The organism is Actinoplanes oryzae, from assembly GCF_030757795.1.
Lineage (GTDB): Bacteria > Actinomycetota > Actinomycetes > Mycobacteriales > Micromonosporaceae > Actinoplanes.
Genome location: NZ_JAUQWH010000085.1, coordinates 13,862 through 36,316, shown reverse-complemented (window position 1 = coordinate 36,316; position 22,455 = coordinate 13,862). Strand labels below are relative to the sequence as shown.

General features: G+C 73.1%; 25 protein-coding genes. 15 read left to right on the top strand and 10 right to left on the bottom strand.

All coding sequences use genetic code 11. The features are described 5' to 3' along the window. From RBH18_RS25490 to RBH18_RS25465, 6 genes are all read left to right on the top strand, one after another. Positions 1-208, top strand: a 208-nt coding sequence (locus RBH18_RS25490; protein ID WP_306212123.1) for a hypothetical protein, incomplete at its 5' end; no start/stop codon positions are given. Positions 209-222: 14 nt separating this feature from the next. Next, positions 223-1,194, top strand: coding sequence for an ROK family glucokinase (locus RBH18_RS25485; protein ID WP_372338982.1), 972 nt, complete (start codon positions 223-225; stop codon positions 1,192-1,194). A gap of 5 nt (positions 1,195-1,199) precedes the next feature. Next, positions 1,200-1,892 carry an endonuclease/exonuclease/phosphatase family protein gene (locus tag RBH18_RS25480; RefSeq protein WP_306212121.1) on the top strand — a complete coding sequence of 231 codons (693 nt, stop codon included), beginning with the start codon at positions 1,200-1,202 and terminating at the stop codon, positions 1,890-1,892. A 32-nt stretch (positions 1,893-1,924) separates the two neighbouring features. Next, positions 1,925-3,250: a flavin-containing monooxygenase gene (locus RBH18_RS25475; RefSeq protein WP_306212119.1), complete on the top strand. Its 1,326-nt coding sequence runs from the start codon at positions 1,925-1,927 to the stop codon at positions 3,248-3,250. Between the two features lie 108 nt (positions 3,251-3,358). After that, the gene (locus RBH18_RS25470) at positions 3,359-4,114 is read left to right on the top strand and encodes an alpha/beta hydrolase (protein ID WP_306212117.1); all 756 of its coding nucleotides are present in this window, start codon (positions 3,359-3,361) and stop codon (positions 4,112-4,114) included. Further along, a complete protein-coding gene (locus RBH18_RS25465) occupies positions 4,111-4,599 on the top strand; it encodes a GNAT family N-acetyltransferase (protein ID WP_306212115.1) in 489 nt (162 codons plus the stop codon). The genes RBH18_RS25470 and RBH18_RS25465 overlap by 4 nt, the downstream gene beginning before the upstream one ends. A 158-nt stretch (positions 4,600-4,757) precedes the next feature. On the opposite strand, the gene RBH18_RS25460 is transcribed toward RBH18_RS25465, so the two are convergent. The 4 genes from RBH18_RS25460 to RBH18_RS25445 form a co-directional block, all read right to left on the bottom strand. After that, complete coding sequence (locus tag RBH18_RS25460; RefSeq protein WP_306212113.1) at positions 4,758-6,173, bottom strand: alpha,alpha-trehalose-phosphate synthase (UDP-forming); 1,416 nt, start codon at positions 6,171-6,173, stop codon at positions 4,758-4,760. Between the two features lie 233 nt (positions 6,174-6,406). Beyond that, positions 6,407-7,288, bottom strand: coding sequence for a DUF308 domain-containing protein (locus RBH18_RS25455; protein ID WP_306212112.1), 882 nt, complete (start codon positions 7,286-7,288; stop codon positions 6,407-6,409). A 101-nt stretch (positions 7,289-7,389) separates the two neighbouring features. Next, the gene (locus RBH18_RS25450) at positions 7,390-8,238 is read right to left on the bottom strand and encodes an ATP-grasp domain-containing protein (RefSeq protein WP_306212110.1); all 849 of its coding nucleotides are present in this window, start codon (positions 8,236-8,238) and stop codon (positions 7,390-7,392) included. Next, a complete protein-coding gene (locus tag RBH18_RS25445; protein WP_306212107.1) occupies positions 8,235-8,807 on the bottom strand; it encodes a DUF2087 domain-containing protein in 573 nt (190 codons plus the stop codon). The genes RBH18_RS25450 and RBH18_RS25445 overlap by 4 nt, the downstream gene beginning before the upstream one ends. A gap of 53 nt (positions 8,808-8,860) precedes the next feature. Here RBH18_RS25445 and RBH18_RS25440 point away from each other — a divergent pair, with 53 nt between their 5' ends. Both RBH18_RS25440 and RBH18_RS25435 read left to right on the top strand, forming a co-directional pair. Next, complete coding sequence (locus RBH18_RS25440) at positions 8,861-10,015, top strand: cytochrome P450 (protein WP_306212105.1); 1,155 nt, start codon at positions 8,861-8,863, stop codon at positions 10,013-10,015. 43 nt (positions 10,016-10,058) lie between these two features. Then, complete coding sequence (locus tag RBH18_RS25435) at positions 10,059-11,141, top strand: class I SAM-dependent methyltransferase (protein WP_306212104.1); 1,083 nt, start codon at positions 10,059-10,061, stop codon at positions 11,139-11,141. Here the strand turns inward: RBH18_RS25435 and RBH18_RS25430 are convergent. Genes RBH18_RS25430 through RBH18_RS25415 form a run of 4 tightly spaced genes read right to left on the bottom strand, consistent with a single transcriptional unit; the run spans position 11,122 to position 13,355 of the window. Continuing rightward, the gene (locus tag RBH18_RS25430; RefSeq protein ID WP_306212102.1) at positions 11,122-11,535 is read right to left on the bottom strand and encodes a VOC family protein; all 414 of its coding nucleotides are present in this window, start codon (positions 11,533-11,535) and stop codon (positions 11,122-11,124) included. The genes RBH18_RS25435 and RBH18_RS25430 overlap by 20 nt on opposite strands. A 5-nt stretch (positions 11,536-11,540) precedes the next feature. Continuing rightward, a complete protein-coding gene (locus RBH18_RS25425; RefSeq protein ID WP_306212100.1) occupies positions 11,541-11,963 on the bottom strand; it encodes a helix-turn-helix transcriptional regulator in 423 nt (140 codons plus the stop codon). Between the two features lie 8 nt (positions 11,964-11,971). Beyond that, a complete protein-coding gene (locus RBH18_RS25420) occupies positions 11,972-12,460 on the bottom strand; it encodes a polyadenylate-specific 3'-exoribonuclease AS (RefSeq protein WP_306212098.1) in 489 nt (162 codons plus the stop codon). Positions 12,461-12,476: 16 nt separating this feature from the next. Further along, positions 12,477-13,355 carry a phosphotransferase enzyme family protein gene (locus RBH18_RS25415; RefSeq protein ID WP_306212096.1) on the bottom strand — a complete coding sequence of 293 codons (879 nt, stop codon included), beginning with the start codon at positions 13,353-13,355 and terminating at the stop codon, positions 12,477-12,479. A 257-nt stretch (positions 13,356-13,612) separates the two neighbouring features. Here RBH18_RS25415 and RBH18_RS25410 point away from each other — a divergent pair, with 257 nt between their 5' ends. The 4 genes from RBH18_RS25410 to proC all read left to right on the top strand — a co-directional run bounded on the left by RBH18_RS25410 (position 13,613) and on the right by proC (position 16,974). Further along, the gene (locus tag RBH18_RS25410; protein ID WP_015620001.1) at positions 13,613-14,305 is read left to right on the top strand and encodes a Crp/Fnr family transcriptional regulator; all 693 of its coding nucleotides are present in this window, start codon (positions 13,613-13,615) and stop codon (positions 14,303-14,305) included. Positions 14,306-14,461: 156 nt separating this feature from the next. Continuing rightward, positions 14,462-14,962 (top strand): pyridoxamine 5'-phosphate oxidase family protein, encoded by a 501-nt coding sequence (locus RBH18_RS25405; RefSeq protein ID WP_306212093.1) that lies wholly within the window; start codon positions 14,462-14,464, stop codon positions 14,960-14,962. Positions 14,963-15,099: 137 nt separating this feature from the next. Beyond that, complete coding sequence (locus RBH18_RS25400) at positions 15,100-16,128, top strand: 6-phosphofructokinase (RefSeq protein ID WP_306212091.1); 1,029 nt, start codon at positions 15,100-15,102, stop codon at positions 16,126-16,128. Between the two features lie 45 nt (positions 16,129-16,173). Further along, on the top strand, positions 16,174-16,974 hold the full coding sequence (proC, locus tag RBH18_RS25395) for a pyrroline-5-carboxylate reductase (RefSeq protein ID WP_306212089.1): 801 nt from the start codon (positions 16,174-16,176) through the stop codon (positions 16,972-16,974). 64 nt (positions 16,975-17,038) lie between these two features. Here proC and RBH18_RS25390 read toward each other — a convergent pair whose 3' ends face one another. Together RBH18_RS25390 and RBH18_RS25385 are read right to left on the bottom strand one after the other, a co-directional pair. Next, on the bottom strand, positions 17,039-17,716 hold the full coding sequence (locus tag RBH18_RS25390) for a DUF429 domain-containing protein (protein ID WP_306212087.1): 678 nt from the start codon (positions 17,714-17,716) through the stop codon (positions 17,039-17,041). Then, the gene (locus RBH18_RS25385) at positions 17,713-18,174 is read right to left on the bottom strand and encodes a glutathione peroxidase (protein ID WP_306212085.1); all 462 of its coding nucleotides are present in this window, start codon (positions 18,172-18,174) and stop codon (positions 17,713-17,715) included. Before RBH18_RS25385 ends, RBH18_RS25390 begins: the two co-directional genes overlap by 4 nt. A 172-nt stretch (positions 18,175-18,346) precedes the next feature. Between RBH18_RS25385 and RBH18_RS25380 the strand changes: the two genes are divergently transcribed. The 3 genes from RBH18_RS25380 (at position 18,347) to RBH18_RS25370 (ending at position 22,360) form a co-directional block, all read left to right on the top strand. Then, positions 18,347-19,819: a glycosyl hydrolase family 18 protein gene (locus RBH18_RS25380; RefSeq protein ID WP_306212083.1), complete on the top strand. Its 1,473-nt coding sequence runs from the start codon at positions 18,347-18,349 to the stop codon at positions 19,817-19,819. 122 nt (positions 19,820-19,941) lie between these two features. After that, positions 19,942-21,348: a class II 3-deoxy-7-phosphoheptulonate synthase gene (locus RBH18_RS25375; RefSeq protein WP_306212081.1), complete on the top strand. Its 1,407-nt coding sequence runs from the start codon at positions 19,942-19,944 to the stop codon at positions 21,346-21,348. Then, positions 21,341-22,360: a threonine aldolase family protein gene (locus tag RBH18_RS25370; RefSeq protein ID WP_306212079.1), complete on the top strand. Its 1,020-nt coding sequence runs from the start codon at positions 21,341-21,343 to the stop codon at positions 22,358-22,360. Before RBH18_RS25375 ends, RBH18_RS25370 begins: the two co-directional genes overlap by 8 nt. Positions 22,361-22,455 lie beyond the last annotated feature (95 nt).

Below are 22,455 nucleotides of genomic sequence, written 5' to 3'. Positions count from 1 at the left end.
CGCTGCGCCGCGCGACACCGCTGCGCCGCGCGACGCCGCGGCGGGGGAGCCTGTCGTGACCGGGCACACCGGCGATGTCTGGGCCGCAGCCACCGCAAACGGCGGCAAAGCGGGCGAAAGTGTCGTGGCAGGATCCTCCGCAGTAGATCATGATGTGGCAGCGCCGGAGGAGCACCCCGGCGCCGCGGAGCAAGACGGGCGCGACTGACTATCGCGTCCGGGATGACAGAGGGGACGGGCAGCGTGGCGCTGACCATCGGAATCGACGTCGGCGGCACGAAGGTGGCCGGCGGTGTGGTCGACGAGCGGGGGCAGGTGATCGCGCAGACGCGCCGCGACACCCCGGCCGACGACCCCGCCGGCACGCGCGACACCATCGTGGCGGTGGCGACCGAGCTGGCGGCGCTGCACCCGGAGGCCACGGCCGTGGGCATCGGGGCCGCCGCGTGGATCGACGCCGCCGGGGCGACCGTGCTGTTCGCGCCCAACCTGGCGTGGCGCGACGAGCCGGTGCGCGACTACGTGGCGAAGGCCGTCGGGCTGCCGACCGTGCTGGAGAACGACGCCAACGTGGCCGCCTGGGCCGAGTTCCGCTTCGGCGCGGCGCGGCAGGCGGACGACTCGATGGTGATGATCACCGTCGGGACGGGCATCGGCGGCGGGATCGTGCTGGGCGGCAAGCTCTGGCGCGGGGCGAACGGCATCGCGGGCGAGCTGGGGCACATCCAGTCGGTCAACGGCGGCCACCCGTGCGGCTGCGGGCGGCTGGGCTGCCTGGAGCAGTACGCGAGCGGCAAGGCGCTGGTCCGCTTCGCCCGCGCCGGCGCCCGGCAGGAGCCGGAGAAGGCGGCGCTGCTGCTGCAGCTGGCCGGCGGGGACGCCGACGCGATCACCGGCCGCCAGATCACCGAGGCCGCGCAGGCCGGGGACGCCGTGGCCCGGGACGCGTTCGCGCAGATCGGCTACTGGCTCGGGGTGGCGATGGCCGACCTCGCACAGGCCTTCGACCCGCAGGTGCTGGTCGTCGGCGGCGGCGTGATCGACGCCGGGGAGCTGCTGATGGGCCCGACCCAGGCGACCTACGCCGAGCAGCTGGCCGACCGCAACCGCTTCCCGGTGGCGCCCATCGTCGCGGCGGAGACCGGCAACACGGCCGGCGTGCTGGGCGCGGCGGACCTGGCCCGGCGGATCTGAGCGTCGTGTCCGGGGTCCCGCTGCGGGTGCTCAGCTGGAACGTGCACGGGCTGCGCGACGACCGGGCCGCCCTCACCGGCCTGGTCCGCGAGCTGGCCCCGGACGTCATGGTCGTGCAGGAGGCGCCGCGGCGCTTCCGCTGGCGGCACAAGTGCGCCGCGCTCGCCGACGGGTGCGGCCTGCTCGTGGCGGCCGGCGGCCTGCCCTCGCTCGGCAACCTGATCCTGGTCAGCCTGCGGGTCCGGGTGCAGGCGACCTGGTGCCTGCAGTACCCGCTGACGCCGGGGCGGCACATGCGCGGGGCGGCGTTCGCGCGCTGCGCCGTCCCGGGCGGCCGGTTCACGATCTCGGGCTCGCACCTGGCCACCGACCCGGTCGAGCGGCCGGCGCAGGCGGCACTGTGGAAAGAGGCTCTCGTCGCGGCCGAGGGCCCGGTGATCGCCGCCGCCGATCTCAACGAGGGCCCCGGCGGGGGAGCCTGGCGTACGGTCGCCGACGGATACGTGTCCCCCGAGGGCGGATTCACCTTCCCGGCGCGGCTGCCCGACCGGCGGATCGACGGGATGTTCGTCTCGCCCGGGGTCCAGGTCACCCGCTTCGAGGCCGTGGACACTGCGGCGGCCCGCCGGGCGAGCGATCATCTTCCCGTACTGGCGGAGTTGACCTTGCCTGCCCTGGCGGAAACGAAGCGGAGTTGACGCTGCCTTCGCAGTGACGCGAGGATTCCGGGGTGCAAGACACCCCTGACATCGCCGACCGGCACGACGCGGTCTGCGTGATCGGTGCGGGCGCCAGCGGTCTGGCCACCGTCAAGAACCTGCGTGAGCAGGGCTTCTCGGTCGACTGCTACGAGCGGGAGACCTCGGTCGGCGGCGCCTGGAACTGGCGTCACGACCGCAGTCCCGTCTACGCGTCGATGCACCTGGTCTCCTCACGCCCGCTCACCGAGTTCCCCGACTTCCCGATGCCGGACGACTGGCCGGACTATCCCCACCACACCCGGCTGCTGGGCTATCTCGAGCGCTACGCCGAGCACTTCGGGCTGCGCGACAGCATCTGGTTCGGCACCGAGGTGGTCGCGGTGACCCCGACCGGCGACGGCCGCTGGGAGGTCACCACGCGCAGCACCGGCGGCGGCGCCGAGCGGGTCCAGCGCTACGCGGCCGTGGTCGCCGCCAACGGGCACAATTGGTCGCCGAAGCCGTTCTCCGTGGACACCTCCGGCTTCCGGGGCAAGGTGATGCACGCCTCGGCGTTCAAGGACCCGGCGCAGCTGCGCGGCCGCAAGGTGCTGGTCGTGGGCGGCGGCAACAGCGGCTGCGACATCGCCGTCGAGGCGGCCCAGCAGGCGGAGACGGTCTGGCACTCCACGCGGCGCGGCTACTGGTACGCCCCCAAGTACCTCCTCGGCCGCCCCCTCGACCAGATGCTGCTGCGCTGGCGCCTGCCCCAGTGGCTCTACGAGCGGGTGCTGCGCCTGACCGTCGGCGACCTCACGCGCTTCGGGTTGCCGGCGCCGGACCACCGCCCGTACGAGAGCCATCCCGTCGTCAACAGCCAGCTCGCCTACTATCTGGGCCACGGCCGGATCACCGCCGTCAGCGACGTGGCCCGCATGGAGGGCTCCACGGTGGAGCTCGCCGACGGCCGGCGCATCGACCCGGACCTCGTCGTGACCGCCACCGGCTACCTGCCGCGCTTCGACTTCCTGGCGCCCGAGCTGCTCGACCTGGACGAGGACGGCCGCCCCGACCTGCACCTGCACACGTTCGCGCGCAAGCACCCGACGCTCGCCGTGGTCGGGCTCGTGCAGAGCGACTCCGGGCTGTTCCCGCTGGCCCACTGGCAGAGCGTCGCCGTCGCCCGCTGGCTGCGGCTGCGGCTGACGGACCCGGACCGCGCGGCCGCCGTCCAGCAGAAGGAGTCGTCCCGGCCGCTGCGCAGCTGGACCCGCCTGAAGGTCGTGCCCTCGTCCCGCCACTGGTTCGAGGTGGGCCACCTCTCCTACCTGCGCGCCGTCCAGGGCCTGCTCGACGAGATGGAGCCCGCCCGATGAGCCGCGTGCCGACGTCGCGCCTTGTCTCGTGCGACCGGACGGAGTCCGCCCGATGAGCCGCGCGGCGACGTCGCGGCTCATTTCCTGCGACCGGACGGAGTCCGAGCGATGAGCCCCCGCGTGCTGCGGATGGAGGACTGGACGTCGCCGGTGCCGCCGGTCAAGCGGGAGGTGCTCAGCGCCCTGCCGCACCCCGACGACGGGCGTCCGCCGATGCTCTTCGTGCCGGGGCTCGGGCATGCTGCCTGGTCGTTCCGGGAGCACTGGCTCGGCCATGCGGCGACCCGGGGCTTCCCGGCGTACGCCGTCAGTCCGCGCCAGCACGGCACCCTGCGCGCCTATGTCCACGACGTCGTCCAAGTGGCCGCCGGTCTGCCGCGACAGACCGTCCTGATCGGACACGGCTTCGGCGCCCTCGTCGTCGCCCACGCCCTCGCCCGCTACCCGGCCCGGGCGGCGGTGCTCTCCGCGCCGCTGCTCAACGGCTGGGCGGCCGTGGGCGCCGCGCTCCGGGCCAACCCGGCCGGTGCGCTGCCGGCGCTGCTCGGGCGGTCGTTGCGGCTCTCGGCGCCGCAGCTCGGGCTGGCGGACACCGCCCGGGTCGCCGGCGTTCCCGCCCGGCTCTGCCGCGAGCTGCTCCTGGCGCCCGACCCGGGCGAGCCGGTGGGTAGCCCGCCCACCCTGGTCCTGGGCAGCCCCGACGACCGCGTGGTCACCCGCCGTTCGCTGGACGCCGCGGCCGCCCGCTACGGCAGCGCGCCGCTGCTCTTCCCCGGCATGGGGCACGACCTGATGCTGGCGCCGGGCTGGGAGGAACCGATCGACGCGATCCTCGACTGGCTGGTCAAGGAGCTGCCGCAGTGACCGTGGCCCTGCGACCCTTGACCTTGGACGACATCGCGGCGGTGCACGACTACGCCCGCCTGCCCGAGTCGTCCCCCTTCCAGCCGTGGGGCCCGAACACGGAGGAGGAGACGGCCGCCTACGTCCGCGAGGCGGTCACAGCGGGCCCGGAGCGGCTGGTCTTCGCCGTGCTGCGGGACGGCGGTCTCGTGGGCACGGCGGAGCTGCTGCTGCGCGGCCCGACGACCGCCGAGATCGGCTACGTCGTGCATCCCGCGCACCGGGGTCAGGGCGTCGCCACGGCTGCGGCGCGCCTGCTGCTCCGGCTGGGCTTCGACGAGTACGCCCGGCACCGCGTCTACGCCACCTGCGATCCGCGGAACCTCGCGTCGGCGGCGGTCCTCCGCAGGATCGGCATGCGCTACGAGGGTCGCATGCGGGGCACCATGCGGCTCAGCACCGGCTGGCGCGACTCCGACCTCTACGCGATCCTCGAAGACGACTGAAACCGCCCGGCCGGGAGCCACCGGGGGCCGGGAGCCACCGGGGGCCGGGAGCCACCGGGGGCCGGGAGCCGTCGACCGGCCAGGAGTCGCCGACGGCCGTGGGCCGACGAGGGAGGGCGGCGACGGGGGAGTGGCGGCGGCCCGGGAGGTGCCCGCGGTCAGCGGGGAAGGCGCGCGGCGACCTGGCCGCTGCTGTCGAGGGCCGTCAGGTAGGAGCGGGCCCACTGGACGATGTCGTGGCCGGTCAGGTGCTCGCGCATCGCGGTCATGCGGCGTTCCAGGTCGGCGGGGCCGGCCTCCAGGGCCTGCAGCAGCCGCTCCTTGAGCCCATCGACGTCGTGCGGGTTGACCTGGAAGGCGTCGGTGAACTCGTCGGCCGCGCCCGCGAACTCGCTGAGGACCAGGGCGCCCGTGGCGTCGGCGCGGGCAGCGACGTACTCCTTGGCGACCAGGTTCATGCCGTCGCGCAGCGGGGTGACGACCATGATGTCGGCGGTCTGGTAGAGCGCCGCCAGCTCGGCCCGGTCGAAGGGCTGGATGAGGTAGTGGATGGCCGGCTCGCCGACGCGGCCGTACTCGCCGTTGATCCGGCCGACCTCGCTCTCGATGCGGTCGCGCAGGCGGCGGTACTTCTCGACGCGTTCGCGGCTGGGGACGGCGACCTGGACCATGACGGTGTCGCGGACCTTGACCCGCCCGTCGCGCAGGAGCTCGCTGTAGGCGGTGAGGCGCTGCTCGATGCCCTTGATGTAGTCGAGGCGGTCGACGCTGAGCAGGACCCGACGGGGGCGTCCCAGGTCGGAGCGGAGCTGGGCGGCCCGGGTGCGGACGTCGCGGCGGGCGGCGAGGGCCTGCATCTCGGCGACGTCGATCGACATGGGGAAGGCGCCCGTCCGGATGGTCCGGCCCTCGAAGGAGATCTGGTCGTCGCCGGTGACCTCGCCGCCGAGCAGCTTGGTGGTCAGCTGGGCGATGTTGTGGGCGGCCTGGGGGCGCTGGAAGCCGACCAGGTCGGCGCCGAGCATGCCGCGCAGCAGCTCGGTGCGCCGCGGGAGCTGCATGAACAGCTCGGGCGGCGGGAACGGGACGTGCAGGAAGAAGCCGATGAGGACGTCCGGCCGGCGCTCGCGGATCATCTGCGGCACCAGTTGCAGGTGGTAGTCCTGCACCCAGACCGTGCCGCCCGGCTCGACGGCCTCCGCGGCGGCCTCGGCGAAGCGCCGGTTGACCTCGCGATAGGTCTCCCACCAGCCGCGGTCGAAGACGGCCTGCTCGACGGCGTCGTGGTAGAGCGGCCACAGCGTCGAGTTGGCGAAGCCCTCGTAGTAGCCGGTGAGATCGGCGGCGGACAGGGCGATCGGGCTCATCCGCAGGCTGCCGATGTCGGGCAGGTCGGGCGCGGGCCCCTCGTGACCGGCCCAGCCGACCCACGTGGCGGGCGTCTGCTCGAGGATCGCGTGCAGCGCCCCGGCCAGGCCTCCGGGGCTGCGCCGCCACTCGAAGGCGCCGTCGAAGGCGCTGTTGTCATCCACGGGCAGGCGATTGGCGACGACCACGAGCGAGCTCTGGCGCATTAACGAGACGTTAGTGGATGGCTACCCAGCGAAACAACAAGACCGATCGATGGGAGAAGTCACACCGCGACCCGGCGGGGCCGCGCCACGACGCGAGCCGCGATCGGGCAGGGACGCGCGAGGGTCCCGGCGTGCCGACGGCGGGGCCAGACCAAGGGCCAGACCAGGGTCAGACCAAGGGGCCAGACCAAGGGGCCAGACCAAGGGGCCAGACCAAGGGGCCAGACCAAGGGTCAGACCACGGCGCCGTCGTCGTCCTCGTCCTCGTCGTCGCCCGAGCGCAGCCGCCAGACCAGCGTGACCGCCCCCGCCACGATCGCGGCGAAGCCCATCAGCGTGACGATCCGCGCCTCGATCGGCAGCAGCGTCGGGAACAGGAACAGCACGAAGCCCACGACCACGCCCAGCACGCCGGCGATCGCGTATTTCGACACGTGCGGCAGGGGCGGCGGGGGCGGCGGGACGTAGCGCTCGTCCTCGTCCTCGTCGTCGTCCGGGATGCCGGTGCCGAAGGTGTCGAGCCCGTCGAGCAGCGACTCGCGGTCGGTGCGCCGGCGGTTGTGCTGCACCTCGCCGGCCGGCGGGGCGGGCTCCGGGGGCGGCGGCTCGGTGGCGCGTGCGGGGTCGATGCCCTCGGCCTCGGGCCACGGGGGCGCGGCCGGGTCGACCGCGGTGTGGAAGCCGGCGACGATCCGGGCCCACTCGGCGTCGACGTCGGTCTGGTCGCCGCCGGGCGGGGTGCCGGGCCGGTCGCCCGGGGCCGGGGCGCCGGGGCGGGCGGGGCCGCCGGCGGCGGGCGACGAGCCGGGCATCGGGTCGGCGGTGGGGTCGGACCAGGCCGGCGGCGTCTGGGTCAGCTTCTGCAGGTGGTCGCGGGCGGTGTCGAGGTGCTCCCGGTCGACATAGAGCCGGTCGGTGGGCGTCGCCGGGAAGGTGGTCGCCCGGAAGATCGGGTCACGGTCGGCGGACGGCTGCAGATAGGCGGCGATGCCGCCCGCGGCGAGCACGTCGAGCAGGTGCTCACCCACGCGCGGATCCACGTCGCCCGCGGCCGCATAGTCGGCCGCGTCGAGCCCGTTGTCCCGCCGCCCGCGACGGGCGCCACCCGCAGACACCCTGCACTCTCCTCGCCCCCGCGCTCCACACGCGCGTGCCCCATGGTGACACGGCGAAGGGCGGTTCCGGGAGTGCGTGTGGCGTGCCGCTCGGTTTCGTCTCACCGAGATCGCGTCAGAGCGGTGATCATCTCGGCGGCCGGGGTGCTCGCGGGCCGGTCGCTGACCTGCCCGTCACCCAGCTCGACCAGCCGCCACCGCCCGTCCTCGCGCCGGACGAGATCGGCCGTCACGAACGGCAGCCCGAGCCCGGCGACGGCCCGGGCGAGCCCGGCCGGCAGGTCCACGCCGTCCGGCAGCTCGCCGGGAGTGTCGGGATGCGCCGTGATCAGCGCGCACTCCCCGCCGACCCACCAGGTCCGCGCCTCGGCCCCGGTGAACGCCTCGAACCGCCGCACCACGAACCCGCCCGTGAAGTCCTCCGCGCGCAACTCCCGGAACCGGCGGGCCACCTTTCCGGCCGTGGAGAGATCCGTCACGTCGGGGACGAACGCCGCCTCGGCCCAGTGGTGTTTCAGCGACTTGCTGAAGTCCCGCAGTACCGCGGCGCCCGCGCCGAGGGCCGCGCACGCCTGCTCGAAGGAGGCCGGATCGTCCCCGGAGGTCCACGCCGTGTCGGGGGTCCACTCGGCCAGCGCCTCGTACCATCCCGGCAGTTCGTGGGCCCGCCGGTACTGCTCCGGGCTCGTGCGCAGGGTCACGCCCCGGTCGGCCAGCGCCGCCGCGAACGCCGCGTACTGCGAGGAGCGCAGCATCCACCCGCGGTACACCGCGTCGGGGCCTGCGGGAACGCGGGCGACGGCGGCCGCGGCGTCCCCGCCGCCGGCCAGCGCGTCATGATCGATCACGGCGACCGTGAGCCCCGCCTCGCGGGCCGCCGCGGCCTCGGCCGCGAAGTGCTCGTCGGGCCGCCGCGGCCGCAGCGGGTCGCCCGGGACCAGCAGCATCATCCGGCGGCTCCCGTCACGGGCCGCTCGGTCACCGGGCCGTAGGTCGTCCCCGCCCGGTCCCGCTCCAGCCAGCCCGTCTCGACCAGCATCCGCCGGACGGCCGCCACGTCGTCGGTCACCACCGCGAGGCGCCTGTTCAGGGTCTCCTCGTCGCACAGCGCGTCGAGCGCCAGATAGCGGGTCAGCAGCTCGCCGACCAGGGGGTAGCGCTCGCTCTGCGTGGGCGGCAGCGAGGTCAGCCGCCCGTGCGCGAAGAAGCCGCGCAGCGCCGGGTACTCCGCCAGCAGCGGGGCCAGCGGCTGGGCCTTGTCGACGGCCTGGGCGGCCTCGCGCAGCTCGCCCGGCTTCACCCGGTAGACCCCGTTGCCCGTCCCGGTCGCGATGCCGACCCCGACCAGCCGGGCCAGCAGCTTGCCGACCTCCTGCACGGGCTTGTCCAGCGCGTACGCCAGCTCGGCCAGCGTGGCGCCCTCCTTGCCCCGGCGGGTCAGCTCGGCGAAGGCGGCCAGCCGCTCGGGCACGGCGAGCTGGGTGAGGATCTCGGCGGCGCGCGCCGCTTCGGCAGACATGCCGACCACCGTAGGAGTTCCCGGCGAACGAGGCATCCGAATACCGTGCCGGGGTGGACCTCAACGACCCGGAGTTCATCCGTGACCCGTACCCGGCGCTCGCCCGGCTGCGCGAGAGCGGGCCCGTGACCTGGCACGAGCCGACCGGGACCTTCCTGGCGGCGAGCCACGCGGCCGTGCACGCCGTGCTGCGCGACCGGCGACTCGGCCGGTTCTGGACCGATCGGGAGCCCGCCGGGCTCTGGGAGCCGTTCAACCTGCTGCACCGGCACCAGATGATGGAGAACGAGCCGCCCACGCACACCCGGCTGCGGTCGCTGGTGGCGGGCGCGTTCGGGCGGGGACACGTCGAGCGTCTCGGGCCCGCGGTCGCCGCCGAGGCCGCCCGGCTCGTGCAGGCCGCCGGTACGGAGTTCGACCTGCTGGCCGACGTCGCCGAGCCGCTCGCCGTGACGGTCATCGCGGAGCTGCTCGGCGTACCTCGGGAGGACCGGCACCGGCTGCGGCCGTGGAGCGCGGCAATCGTCCGCATGTACGAGATCTCGCGCACCCCCGGCGACGAGGCCGCCGCGCTCGAGGCCTGCCGGGAGTTCGCGGACTACCTGCGTGACCTGGCCCGGCGCCGGGCCCAGGAGCCGCGCGACGACCTGATCAGCCATCTCGTGGCGGCCCGCGGCCTGTCCTCCGACGAGCTGGTGGCGTCCGCGATCCTGCTGCTCAACGCCGGTCACGAGGCGTCGGTCAACGCGCTCGGCGGCGGGATGACCGCGCTGCTGCGCCACCCGGACCAGCTCGCCCGGCTGCGTGCGGACCGCGCGCTGGTCGCCACCGCGGCCGAGGAGATGATCCGGTACGACCCCCCGCTGCACATGTTCGTCCGCACCGCCGCCGCGGACGTCACCGTGGCCGGCGTCCGCATCCCGGCCGGCGCCCAGGTCGCGGCCCTCCTCGGCGCCGCCAACCGGGACCCGGCCGTGTTCCGCGACCCGGACTCGTTCGACGTGGGCCGGGACCCGAACCCGCACGCCGGCTTCGGGGCGGGCCTGCACTTCTGCCTCGGCGCCCCGCTGGCGCGCATCGAGCTCCGGGCCGCCCTGTCCGCGCTCCTCGACCTGCCCGGGCTCGCCCTGGCCGCCGAGCCGGTGCACCGCCCGACCTTCGTCCTCCGCGCCTTCGAGAAAGTGCCGCTGACCAGGACGGATCAGTGACAGGTCGGTGGCCCGGCACGCCCGGCGGTGACACCGTGCCGGGATGGACACCAGCACGCACACGGCCGCCGAGGCGCTGGCCGATCGACTTCTCACGGACACCCTCGGCGCGCTGGAGCTGTTCAGCGTCTTCCTCGGGCGGGAGCTGGGCCTCTACGAAGCCCTTGCCGCCGGCCCGTGCACCGCGGGCGGCCTGGCGCGCACGGCCGGCATAGCGCCCCGCTACGCCCGCGAGTGGCTGGAGCAGCAGGCCGCCGCGGGACTGCTGGAGGCCACGGCGGACCAGGGCGAGGAGCGTGGGTACGCGCTGCCCGTCGCGTACCGGCCGGTGCTGCTCGAACCCGAGAACCCGGCGCACGTCGCCCCGCTCGCCGATCTGGTCGCGGGCATCGCGGGGGTGCTGCACCGGCTGCCGGACGCCTACCGGTCCGGCGCCGGGGTGCCGTACCGGGACTACGGTCCGGTCTTCCGCCGGGGACAGGGCGGCATCAACCGCCCGATGGTGGTGCACGAGCTGCCCGGCTGGCTGGCCGCGCTGCCCGGGCTGGGCGAGCGCCTGCACCGGGCGAGCACGCGCGTCGCGGACGTGGCGTGCGGCGAGGGGTGGTCGGCGGTGGCGCTGGCGCGGGCCTTCCCGGGTGCGCTGCTGGACGCGTACGACATCGATCCGGCCAGTGTCGACGTCGCCCGCCGCACCGCTGCCGCCGCCGGGGTCGCCTCCCGGGTCGAGTGTCACCTGGCCGACGTGGCGGAGAAGGGTGCGCTCGGCGGGCCGTACGACCTGATCCTGATCGTCGAGGCGCTGCACGACCTCGCCCGGCCGGTCCCGCTGCTGGAGGCCGCCCGCGACGCGCTCACCGCCGGGGGCAGGATCGTCGTCGTGGACGAGCGGGTGGCCGACCGGTTCCGCGCCCCGGCGGGCGAGATCGAACGGCTCATGTACGGCTGGAGCGTCACCCACTGCCTGCCCGCCGCCCTGGCCGAGCAGCCGTCGGCCGCGCTGGGCACGGTGCTGCGCGCCCCGGCCGTCCGGGCGCTCGCCGAGGAGGCAGGCCTCGACGCGGAGGTCCTGCCGCTCGGCAACGACTTCTTTCAGGTGTACGCGCTCAGTGCTTCGGCTGGTTGATGCGGAGCATGTTGCCCGACGGGTCGCGGAACGCGCAGTCGCGGACCCCGTACGGCTGGTCGGCGGGCTCCTGCAGCACCTCGCCCCCGGCTGCCCGGACGCGCTCGAACGTGGCGTCGACATCGTCGGTCGTGAAGATGACGCCGCGCAGCAGGCCCTTGGCGAGCAGTTCGGCCATGGTCCGCTTGTCGGCCTCGGAGGCGTTCGGGTCGGCCAGCGGCGGCTCCAGCACGATGCTCACGTCGGGCTGGGCCGGCGAGCCGACGGTCACCCAGCGCATGTTCTCGAAGCCGACGTCGTTGCGCACCTCGAAGCCGAGCGCGTCGCGGTAGAACGCGAGGGCCTTGTCGAAGTCGGTGGTGGCGAGGAAGGTCTGCGAAAGCGTGATGTCCATGCGGCTCACGCTACGGGCGAGCGGCCCGCCGGGGCTTCTCCGTTCCTGACCGGTCGCGTATAGATCTTGGCGATGCACGGGGGGATCGCCGCGTCGTCGTGCGAGCGGGCCCGGTAGGCGCTCGGGCTCTCGCCGACCAGCTCGGTGAAGCGGCTGCTGAAGGAGCCCAGCGAGGTACAGCCCACGGCGAAGCACACCTCGGTCACCGTCAGGTCCCCGCGCCGCAGCAGCGCCTTGGCCCGCTCGATCCGGCGGGTCATGAGATAGCTGTACGGGGTCTCGCCGTACGCCTCGCGGAAGCTGCGCGAGAAGTGGCCCGCCGACATGAGCGCCGTGCGGGCCAGCGCCGGGACGTCGAGCGGCTGGGCGTAGTCGCGATCCATCCGGTCGCGGGCCTGCCGCAGCCGCCTCAGGTCGTCCAGCTCCATGGTGAGGACTATCCCCCCATGGCCCGCCAGCGCGCCAGGTTGTGCTTGGCGTCGACCAGGGCGTCGTGCCGCCCCTGCATCGTGGGCAGGGTGGGCCGCCCCTTGTCGTCCCAGAGCTGGCGCAGATCCTTGGTGAACCGGGGGATGATCCGCGGCAGCGCCGGCATCGCGCCCCAGAGCTGGGCGAGCGCCACGTGGTCGTAGGCGGCGTACCAGGCCCACAGCTCGATCTGCTCGTCGCGGCCGCGGACCGGCTCGGTGAGGAAGTCGTAGAGGTCGGTCCTGATGCGCTCGCGGGAGCGCCAAGCCGGGTCGGCGGGGGAGGGGAGCTTGTCGAGCACGTTGCGGCGGACCCACGGGATCGCCTTGGACTCGTCGAACTCGGTGGAGACCGCGTAGAACTCGCGGCCGTGCTCGTCGACCATGCCGATGGACACCAGGTCGACCGTCCGGCCGTCCTCGATGAACTCGCAGTCGTAGAAATAGCGGTAGGGCATCGCCCTCCATCCTCGCCTACGTGCCGCCGCCCGTTCCGGTCAGGGCCTGACGGGCGTGGCGGAGCACCTCGCGGCCCTCGGCGCCGGCGCACTGCACGCGCCGCGCGGCCCAGTCCGCCCGTACGGCCCATCGGAAGCGCAGCATGACCGGCAACCCGGCGTGCAGCTCGTCCTCGGTCAGGGGGCCGGCCGCCAGGTACCCGTCGAGCAGCTCGGCGGACGTCTCCTCGCCGCCCGCGTAGAGCACGGCGGCCGCCACGTCGTAGAGCAGGGGCCCGCTGCCCCCGGCGCCGCAGTCGAGCAGTCCGGCGCTGCCCGTGGCGGGATCGATCACGAAGGTCTCCGGGGCCGGGTCGCCGTGCAGCACCCCGTACGTGAGGCGGTCGGTGATCGTGAGCCGGGTGGTGGCCGTGATGGCCTCCGCCACGGCCGGGCGCAGCCACGGCTCGATCCCGAGGTGCGGGGCGCCGGCGTCGAGGTGGTTCCAGTGGCGCAGGCCCGGGTGCTGGAAGCTCTGCAGCTGCCGGTGCACGGCCCCCAGCCGGTCGCCCCAGAACTGCTGGTCGACGGGGTCGCGGCCGTCGAGCGTCCGGCCGGGCCCGCGGCGCAGGACGGTCAGGGTGCCGTACGGGGTCTCCACGGTGAGCGCCCCGCCGAGGGTGCGGACGGGCTCCCCGGCCTGGATGCCGCCGGCCCGCAGGTGGGCCGAGACGGCGACCCCGGCCTCGACCGGCTGGCGGGCCGCGGGCTCGCCGAGGCGCACGAGGAACCGGTCGCTCCCGGCCGCGACCTCCCACCGGCACGAGAGGCGGCCCCGGGGCAGGGCCGTGATCCCATCGGGCATCAGGTGCCACTCGTCGCGCAAAGTGGATCTCAGCAGCTCGTCAGGTGACACGGCGCGGATTATTTACATACACACCGTGACTATGACGGACACGGTGGGCGACTTTAGCCGGAATCCCAGGGAGTGGTTACGCGGGGCGATTGGGGGGTTCACAGATAGCGACATCCGCGAAATGATCGAACCCGTGGGCCTGGGAGGTATCAAATGGCGTTGATGGCACTCTGCATGCTAAGAGTGATCGTTCGCGCCTTGGGGCCGGCGGCGGACAGCAGTTCCCGTGGCGGTCCCGACCGGGGGAAGGACTGACCGTGGATCATCGGCTGCCGGAGCCGGGAGACGCGCTGACGGGTGTGGAGATGTTCGCCGGGCTCGAGCCCGACGTGCGCCAGCGGGTCATCGCCGCAGCCGTGCCGCGCACCTATCGCAAGGGCCAGATCCTGTTCGTCGAGCACGACCCGGGCGACTCCCTGATCGTCCTGCGCCGCGGCGCCATCGCGGTCTTCCGCACCGCCCCGACCGGCGAGCGCGCGGTGCTGACGGTGGTCCGCCCGCCCGACGTCCTCGGCGAGGTGTCCCTCCTGGACGCCTCGACCCGCTCGGCCAGCGCGGAGGCCATCGAGGACAGCCAGGCGCTCGCCCTCTCCCGGGTGGCCTTCATGGACCTGGTCCACTCCAACCCGCGCATCCTCGACGCGGTGATGCGCTCGGTCGGCGGCCTCATCCGCCGGCTCACCGAGCAGAATGCCGACCACGTCTTCCTCGACCTGCCCGGCCGCGTCGCCAAGACCCTCGTCCGCCTCGCGGGGGACAGCCAGGCCCCGATGATCACCATCGAGCTCAACCAGAGCCAGCTCGCCGAGATGGCCGGCGGCTCGCGGCAGAGCGTCAACCAGGCGATCGGCTCCTTCGCCACCCGCGGCTGGCTGCGCACGGAGGGCCGGCGCATCGTCGTCACCGACGTCTCCGCCCTGCGCCGCCGCGCCGGGATGGCCGAGCGCTGAGACCCCCGCCGCCGGCGTCGCGACGATCCCGGCCCGTGGCGTCGCCCCGGCCATGGCCCGCGGTTTCGCGCCGGTCGTGGCCGGTTGCTCGCGGCGGGCTGTTTCGCTGCTCCGCGCCCGGGAACCACGTCGGGTGACACCGACGAAGGAGATCTCATGGCTGAGCACACCGAGCAGGAGAAGCGCGAGAAGCTCAAGGAGCTGGTGAAGGATGCCAAGATCGGCATGCTCACGACCATGACCGCCGAGGGGCGGCACGTGAGCCGGCCGATGGCGCTGCAGGACGTCGAGTTCGACGGGGATCTCTGGTTCTTCACCTACTCCGACAGCGACCTCGTGGCGCAGATCCGCACCAACCCGCAGGTCAACGTGTCGTTCAGCGACGCCAAGCAGCACTCGTGGACCTCGGTCGCCGGCGCGGCCGTGCAGACCGACGACCCGGCGAAGGCCAAGGAGCTGTGGAACCCGCTGCTCAAGGCGTGGTTCCCGGACGGCCTCGAGACCCCGAACCTCACGCTGGTCAAGGTCACCGCCGAGACCGCCGAGTACTGGGAGGCCGCGCACAGCTCCAATGTCGTCACCCTGCTGGGCTACGTGAAGGCGGCTGTGACCGGAAAGACGCCGGACGCGGGCGAGAACGAAACAGTGCGCCTGTAACGGGGTGGACGGTGGTCCGGGTGTCGTCGGCCGACTACAGTGCGCACTGCGGCCCGCCCCGGACCGGCGCAGACGCCGGCCGTTCCCCTCGCAGGGTGCCGGGCCTCTCGCGACCCGATCAGGGAGGACGAGCAATCATGCGCATCGGCGTGCTCACCGGGGGCGGCGACTGCCCCGGTCTCAACGCGGTGATCCGGGCCGTGGTCCGCAAGGGCGTGGCCACGTACGGACACGAGTTCGTCGGTTTCCGGGACGGCTGGAAGGGCCCGCTCGAGGGCCTGACGAAGCCGCTCGGCATCGCGGAGGTCCGGGGCATCCTGCCGCGCGGCGGCACCATCCTCGGCTCGTCGCGGACCAACCCCTTCAAGATCGAGGGCGGCGTCGAGAAGATCAAGGCCAACCTCGCCGAGCAGGGTGTCGACGCGCTGGTCGCCATCGGCGGCGAGGACACCCTCGGCGTCGCGACCCAGCTCGGCGATCTCGGCGTCAACGTGGTCGGCGTCCCGAAGACGATCGACAACGACCTGAACGCCACCGACTACACGTTCGGCTTCGACACCGCGGTCAACATCGCGATGGAGGCCATCGACCGGCTGCACACCACGGCCGAGTCGCACCACCGCACGCTGGTCGTCGAGGTCATGGGCCGGCACGCCGGCTGGATCGCCCTGCACGCGGGCCTGGCCGGCGGCGCGAACGTCATCCTGCTGCCGGAGCGCAACTTCGACGTCGAGCAGGTCGCCACGTACGTGACCAAGCGCTTCCAGGTCGAGTACGCCCCGATCGTCGTCGTCGCCGAGGGCGCCCAGCCGCTCGAGGGCCAGATGGTCACCCAGGACAAGGACCTCGACGCCTTCGGCCACGTCCGGCTCGGCGGCATCGGGCAGTGGCTCGCCGAGCAGCTGGAGGAGAAGACCGGCAAGGAGGCCCGCACGGTCGTCCTCGGGCACATCCAGCGCGGCGGCACCCCGTCGGCGTTCGACCGGGTCCTCGCCACGCGCTTCGGCCTGCAGGCGATCGACGCCGTCCACGAGGGCGACTTCGGCAAGATGATGGCGCTGCGCGGGACGGACATCGTGCGCGTGCCGCTCATCGAGGGCACGGGCGAGCTGAAGACCGTACCTTTGTCGCGGTACGAAGAGGCCGAGGTCTTCTTCGGCAGCTGAGCCGTCCGGGGCGGGCTCCGGCCCGCCCCTCCGCAGGGAGTGCACATGATCGCAGTCATCGGCGCCGGCAAGATCGGCGAACTGGTCGTCTCCGGGCTGTTGCGCGCGGGCCGCCCCGCCGACCAGATCCTGGTCACGGCCCGCCGGGCCGAGCGCGGCAAGGAGCTGGCCGACCGCTACGGCGTCCGCGTCGTCGACAACGCCACCGCCGTCGCCGAGGCGGACATCCTGGCGATCGCCGTCAAGCCCCAGGACGCCGGGACGCTGCTGGACGAGGTCGGCCCCCAGGTGCCCGCGGGCAAGCTGATCGTCTCGCTCTGCGCCGGCCTGCCCACGAGCTTCTTCGCCGCCCGGCTGCCCGGGGGCACCCCGGTCGTCCGGGTCATGACCAACACCCCGGCCCTGGTCGACCAGGCGATGACCGCGATCTCCGCCGGCCCGCACGCGACCGGCGAGCACCTGGCGATCGCCGAGGAGATGTTCCAGCCGCTCGGCTCGACCATCCGCGTCCCCGAGTCGCAGCAGGACGCGGTGACGGCGCTGTCCGGCTCGGGTCCGGCGTACTTCTATCTGCTCGTCGAGGCCATGATCGACGCCGGCATCCTGCTCGGGCTGCCGCGCCAGGTCGCCCACGAGCTCATCGTGCAGACCGCGATCGGCTCGGCGGTGATGCTCCGCGACTCCGGCGAGCACCCGGTCAAGCTCCGCGAGGCCGTGACCTCCCCGGCGGGCACGACCATCTCCGCGATCCGCGAGCTGGAGAACCACGGCGTCCGCGCGGCCCTCCTCGCCGCCCTCGAGGCCGCCCGCGACCGCGCCCGCGAGATCGCCGCCCAGAGCGCCTGACGGCGCCCAGCAGTCAGGGCGGCGCCCGCAGGATCGCCACGCGGAGGGCCTGAGCCGCGCCCGGTCAGTACCAGATGGCGACCTGGGCGCCGTCGCTCTGTTCGGGCGGGCTCGGGTGGCTGGCGGCCGTGCCGTTGGCCATGCGGTTGGCGGTCCAGGCGACCGCGGCGGCGTCGAGGATGTCGTCCGGCGGCGCCTGGCCGGCCGGGCCCAGGTGGTCGGGCAGGACGATGCCGTGCTTGGCCAGCAGCTCGCGGCGGCGGGCCTGGCCGCTCCAGGTCTTCTTGGCGTACGTGAGGGGCTCGCCCGCCATCTCGCGGAACGACACCTCCGGGTGGGCCTCGAAGAGCAGCCCCGGGTGCCGCTCCCAGATGGCGTTGGCCTCGAGCAGCTTGGGGCGCAGCGCCCAGGACTGGCGGCTCAGGCCGGAGCCGGTGAGCTCGCGGCAGACCCGGTTGGCGGCCGCGAAGTCGGTCTCCTGCCACACCGCGCGCGGCGGCACCCGGAAGACGCTGCTGCGGCGGGGGCCGAGGGTGTCGGCGGCGAGGGTGTCGGCGGCGCGCCAGCGGTCGGGGAACATGCCGAGCGGGATGTCCACGCCGATGACGGCCGCGCCGGAGCTGCCCGCCACGATCTCGTACAGGGTGGAGGCCAGCATGGCCCGGCCGAACTGGCCGTCGCGCAGCTCGACGCCCACCCAGCCCAGGGCGTAGGCGTCGACGCCGATCACGTGGATGCTCATGGGAGGAGTTGCTCGATCGCGGGGGCGAGCTCGGCGGGCTCGGTGCGGGGGCCGAAGCGCGCGGTCACCGTCCCGTCCGGCCCGATCAGGAATTTCTCGAAGTTCCACTGGATGTCCGGGCCGTCGCCGATCAGGAAGCGGTAGAGCGGGTGCCGGCCGGGGCCGTTGACGTCCACCTTCTCCGTGAGCGGGAAGCTCACGCCATAGTTGACCTGGCAGAACTCCTCGATCTCGGCGGCCGTGCCGGGCTCCTGGCCGGCGAACTGGTTGCACGGGACGCCGAGCACGACGAGGCCACGGCCGCGGTAGGAGTCGTAGAGCTTCTGCAGGCCCTCGTACTGGGGAGTCAGGCCGCAGCGGGAGGCCACATTGACCACCAGGACGACGCTGCCGCGGTAGCGTCCCAGATCGGCGGAACCGCCCGTGAGGGCATTGATGTCGACGTCGTGGATGGTCATGACGGCAGACTACGCGCAGTGCGTACGTGAGTGCACGCTGTGGCTCCCTGGCGGCCAAAGTTACGACCGCGAGTAATCCGCATTCACAGTCTTGACTGATGTTCATTGATGTGACTACCGTCTCTTCAACTTCCCTTTGGAAAGTTTCCTAATTGTTCCGAGGAGACGCCCCGTGACCACATCCCCCCGCCGCGCCCTCTGGGCCGGTGCGATCGCGGCAGTCGCCGTCGCCGTGGTGCCGCTCGTGTCGGCACCCTCGGCCTCGGCCGCGGCGGCCTGCGCCTCCGCCTGGAGCGCGACGGCCACCTACACCAACGGCAACCAGGCCTCGCAGAACGGGCACAACTACACCGCGAAGTGGTGGACCCAGAACGAGTCCCCGGCCACGCACAGCGGCCAGTGGGACGTCTGGGCCGACAACGGCACCTGCGACGGCGGCACGACCCCCACGACGCCGCCCACCACTCCGCCCACCACGTCCCCGACCACCCCGCCCACCACGAACCCGACGACCCCGCCCCCCGGCACGGCGGGCAAGAACGTGGTGGGTTACTTCGCCGAGTGGGGCGTCTACGGACGCAACTACCACGTCAAGAACCTCGTGACGAGCGGCTCGGCGAGCAAGCTCACGCACATCCTGTACGCGTTCGGCAACACCACGAACGGTCAGTGCAGCATCGGTGACAGCTACGCCGACTACGAGAAGGCGTACACCGCGGCGGACAGTGTGGACGGCGTCGCCGACACCTGGGACCAGCCGCTGCGTGGCTCCTTCAACCAGCTCAAGAAGCTGAAGGCCGCGTACCCGAACATCAAGCTGATCTGGTCCTTCGGCGGCTGGACCTGGTCCGGCGGCTTCACCCAGGCGGCCGCGAACCCGACCGCCTTCGCCAACTCCTGCTACAGCCTGCTCAACGACAGCCGCTGGGCCGGCCTGTGGGACGGCATCGACGTCGACTGGGAGTACCCGAACGCGTGCGGGCTCTCCTGTGACAGCAGCGGCCCGGCCTCGTACAACAACGTGGTCTCCGCCCTGCGCACCAAGTTCGGCTCCAACTTCCTGGTCACCTCGGCCATCTCGGCCGACGGCAGCACCGGCGGCAAGCTGGACGCGGCCGACTACGCGTCGGGCATCAGCAAGCTCAGCCTGGTCTTCCCGATGACCTACGACTACTACGGCGCCTTCAACCCGCAGGGCCCGACCGCGCCGCACTCGCCGCTGACCTCCTACGCCGGCATCCCGACGCAGGGCTTCTGGTCCGACGCCGCGATCCAGAAGCTCAAGGGCAAGGGCGTCCCGGCGAACAAGATCCTGCTGGGCATCGGCTTCTACGGCCGCGGCTGGACGGGCGTCACGCAGTCGGCTCCCGGCGGCACGGCGACCGGCGCGGCCCCCGGCACGTACGAGCAGGGCATCGAGGACTACAAGGTGCTCAAGAACACCTGCCCGGCCACCGGCACGATCGGCGGCACCGCCTACGCCAAGTGCGGCAGCAACTGGTGGGGCTACGACACCCCGGCCACCATCGGGACGAAGATGACGTACGCCAAGCAGCAGGGTCTGGGCGGCGCCTTCTTCTGGGAGTTCTCCGGCGACACGAGCAACGGAGAGCTGATCACGGCCATCAAGAACGGCCTCAACTAGATCTGATCCCCCCGTCCAACCGCCCCACCACCACCCGAACACGACTGAAGACGAATTCCACATGACGGGGCGCCGGGTGGTCACCCGGCGCCCCTTTTCCGTCACTGGATAGGCTCTACGTCATGCACCGTGAGTGGCATCAGCTCAGTCATCCCGGCCTCGGGGCGACGGCCCTGCAGACCTCCCGCCCGTCCACCGACTCGGCCGAGGACGCCGCGCTCGGCCTGGACCGATGGCGTGAGCTGCCCCGGGTGCAGATGCCCCCGTGGCAGGACATGGCCGAGGTCGCCGACGTCTGCAAGATCCTGGGCAACGTGCCGTCGATCGTGGCGCCCTACGAGGTCGACCAGCTGCGGCACAAGCTCGCCGAGGTGTGCGAGGGCCGCGCCTTCCTGCTGCAGGGCGGCGACTGCGCCGAGACCTTCGACGGCAACACCGAGAGCCACCTGCTCGCCAACGCGCGCACGCTGCTGCAGATGGCGGTCGTGCTCACGTACGGGGCCTCGATGCCCGTGGTCAAGGTGGCCCGCGTCGCCGGGCAGTACACCAAGCCGCGCTCGTCGGCCACCGACTCGCTCGGGCTGCCGGCCTACCGGGGCGACCTGATCAACTCGCTGGAGGCCACCGAGGCGGCGCGCGTCGCCGACCCGCAGCGCATGATCCGGGCGTACGCGAACAGCGCCGCCGCGATGAACATGCTGCGCGCGTACCTCTCGGGCGGCCTCGCCGACCTGGCCAGCCTGCACACCTGGAACAAGGACTTCGTCCGGTCGTCGCGGGCCGGCGAGCGCTACGAGGCCGTCGCCCGCGAGATCGACCGCGCGCTCGACTTCATCCGCGCCTGCGGCATGACCGACGACGAGGCCCTGCGCACGGTCAGCCTCTACTGCTCGCACGAGGCGCTGGCGCTGGAGTACGACCGGGCGCTGACCCGGGTGTCGGACGGCCGGGCGTACGGGCTGAGCGGTCACTTCCTCTGGATCGGCGAGCGCACCCGGCAGCTGGACCACGCGCACATCGACTTCATCAGCCGCATCGCCAACCCGATCGGCGTCAAGCTCGGCCCCGGCACGTCGCCGGAGACCGCGATCGAGCTGTGCGAGAAGCTGAACCCGGAGAACATCCCCGGCCGCCTCACGCTGATCAGTCGGATGGGCAACGGCAAGGTGCGCGACGCCCTGCCGCCCATCGTGGAGAAGGTGCACGCCGCCGGCGCCAAGGTCGTCTGGCAGTGCGATCCGATGCACGGCAACACGCACGAGTCGTCCAACGGCTACAAGACCCGGCACTTCGACCGGATCGTGGACGAGGTGCTCGGCTACTTCGAGGTGCACCGCGGGCTGGGCACCCACCCGGGCGGCATCCACGTCGAGCTGACCGGCGAGGACGTCACCGAGTGCCTGGGCGGCGCGCAGGGCATCGAGGACCTCGACCTGCCGGACCGCTACGAGACCGCGTGCGACCCCCGCCTCAACACCCAGCAGAGCCTCGAGCTGGCGTTCCTCGTGGCGGAGATGCTTCGTGGTTGATCTGCGTTCGGACACGGTCACCCGGCCCACGGCGGCCATGCGGGAGGCGATGGCGTCCGCCGAGGTGGGCGACGACGTCTTCGGCGACGACCCGACCGTCAACGCGCTCGAGGCGCATGTCGCCCGGCTCTTCGGGCACGAGGCCGCGCTGTTCTGCCCGTCCGGCACCATGGCGAACCAGATCGCCCTGCAGCTGCTCGTGGCGCCGGGCGAGGAGCTGCTGGCGGGGTCCGACGCCCACGTCGTGAACTACGAGGTGGGGGCCGCGGCGGCGTACGGGGGCATCTCCACCCGCACCTGGCCGGCCGTCGGCGCCGCCGTCGACCCGGCGGGCATCCTGGAGATGATCGCCCCGGCCGGCTATCCCTCCGTGCCGACCCGGGCCGTCGCCGTCGAGCAGACGCACAACCGCGGCGGCGGCACGATCATCCCGCTCGCCACGCTGCACCGGCTCAACGAGGTGAAGATCCAAGCCGGCGTGGCCCTGCACTGCGACGGCGCGCGCATCTGGCACGCGCACGTCGCCGACCAGGTGCCGCTGTTCACGTACGGGCAGCTGTTCGACACCCTGTCGGTCTGTCTCTCCAAGGGCCTCGGCGCCCCGGCCGGCTCGCTGGTGATCGGCTCGCGGGAGCGCATCGCCCGCGCCCGGACGATCCGCAAGCGCCTGGGCGGCGGCATGCGCCAGGTGGGCATCCTCGCCGCGGCCGGCCGCTATGCCCTCGACAACCACGTCAAGCGGCTCGCCGAGGACCACGCCCGCGCCCGCCGCCTGGCCGAGGCCCTCGAGCCGCTCGGCGTGGTGACCGCGGCCGAGGTCCGCACCAACATCGTGCTGATCGACACGGCGAAGACCCGCTTCGACGCCCCGGAGCTGGTCCGGGCCGCGGGGGAGCGCGGCATCCGCATCGTGGCCATGGCCCCCCGGACGGCCCGGGTCATCACCCACCTGGACGTGGACGACGACGGGGTGGATCAGGCGATCACGGTCCTGCGTGACCTGCTCTCCTGACCGCTTCGGCGGGCGCCGGGACGGAGACGACCGCTTCGGCGGATGCCGGGGACAGAGACGACCGCTTCGGCGGATGCCGGGGACGAAGACGACCG

Bases quoted from the DNA above. Each gene is read 5' to 3' on its own strand.
- RBH18_RS25375 (WP_306212081.1), top strand. From the start codon at position 19,942: ATGCACCGTGAGTGGCATCAGCTCAGTCATCCCGGCCTCGGGGCGACG.
- RBH18_RS25430 (WP_306212102.1), bottom strand. From the start codon at position 11,535: ATGGACATCACGCTTTCGCAGACCTTCCTCGCCACCACCGACTTCGAC.
- RBH18_RS25485 (WP_372338982.1), top strand. From the start codon at position 223: ATGACAGAGGGGACGGGCAGCGTGGCGCTGACCATCGGAATCGACGTC.
- RBH18_RS25425 (WP_306212100.1), bottom strand. From the start codon at position 11,963: ATGGAGCTGGACGACCTGAGGCGGCTGCGGCAGGCCCGCGACCGGATG.
- RBH18_RS25470 (WP_306212117.1), top strand. From the start codon at position 3,359: ATGAGCCCCCGCGTGCTGCGGATGGAGGACTGGACGTCGCCGGTGCCG.
- RBH18_RS25460 (WP_306212113.1), bottom strand. From the start codon at position 6,173: ATGCGCCAGAGCTCGCTCGTGGTCGTCGCCAATCGCCTGCCCGTGGAT.
- RBH18_RS25445 (WP_306212107.1), bottom strand. From the start codon at position 8,807: ATGTCTGCCGAAGCGGCGCGCGCCGCCGAGATCCTCACCCAGCTCGCC.
- RBH18_RS25385 (WP_306212085.1), bottom strand. From the start codon at position 18,174: ATGACCATCCACGACGTCGACATCAATGCCCTCACGGGCGGTTCCGCC.
- RBH18_RS25435 (WP_306212104.1), top strand. From the start codon at position 10,059: ATGGACACCAGCACGCACACGGCCGCCGAGGCGCTGGCCGATCGACTT.
- RBH18_RS25420 (WP_306212098.1), bottom strand. From the start codon at position 12,460: ATGCCCTACCGCTATTTCTACGACTGCGAGTTCATCGAGGACGGCCGG.
- RBH18_RS25400 (WP_306212091.1), top strand. From the start codon at position 15,100: ATGCGCATCGGCGTGCTCACCGGGGGCGGCGACTGCCCCGGTCTCAAC.
- RBH18_RS25390 (WP_306212087.1), bottom strand. From the start codon at position 17,716: ATGAGCATCCACGTGATCGGCGTCGACGCCTACGCCCTGGGCTGGGTG.
- proC (WP_306212089.1), top strand. From the start codon at position 16,174: ATGATCGCAGTCATCGGCGCCGGCAAGATCGGCGAACTGGTCGTCTCC.
- RBH18_RS25450 (WP_306212110.1), bottom strand. From the start codon at position 8,238: ATGATGCTGCTGGTCCCGGGCGACCCGCTGCGGCCGCGGCGGCCCGAC.
- RBH18_RS25405 (WP_306212093.1), top strand. From the start codon at position 14,462: ATGGCTGAGCACACCGAGCAGGAGAAGCGCGAGAAGCTCAAGGAGCTG.